The following is a 396-nucleotide window of genomic DNA, read 5'->3' as shown; positions in this document are numbered from 1 at the left end:
ACCGTAGACATGTCTCAGCGCATCGGCCTGCGCGATGTTTTTGCCGCCTTTGCCAATGGCCACGACGAGTTCGATCTCGTGGTGGAAATTGGCGGTCTTGGGTGGATAGGGAATGCGCGCTGGCGATGCGGCGTCGACCGCCGCGTTGGCGGGTTTCATGAAGAAGAACGGTGGATCGCGATCAGGGTCCTTGCCCATTTCGCGCGCATGGGCGGCGTAGTTGCGGCCCACGCAAAAGATGCGGTTGACCGGAAAGCGTTCGGCTATGCCGGCCACGGTGAGTGAAGGGATGGCGGCGGGTTGGATCACATAGTTCATGGGGTGTGTTCTCGAAGGAAAAGGGGAGAAATCAGTTGCGCTGTTCGCGCCACAGGCCGAGGGCCTGCTGCACGGGGC

General features: G+C 61.4%; 1 protein-coding gene. It reads right to left on the bottom strand.

What is annotated here, in order from left to right:
• A partial coding sequence (locus AC1D1Y_RS26755; RefSeq protein ID WP_477685007.1) for a fumarylacetoacetate hydrolase family protein occupies positions 1 to 318 on the bottom strand: 318 nt, incomplete at its 3' end.
• Between the last annotated feature and the right edge of the window lie 78 nt (positions 319 to 396).

Source organism: Polaromonas sp. P1_G1 (genome assembly GCF_056405595.1).
Note: the sequence above shows the minus strand (reverse complement) of the source record. Positions and strands in the feature narration are given on the sequence as shown.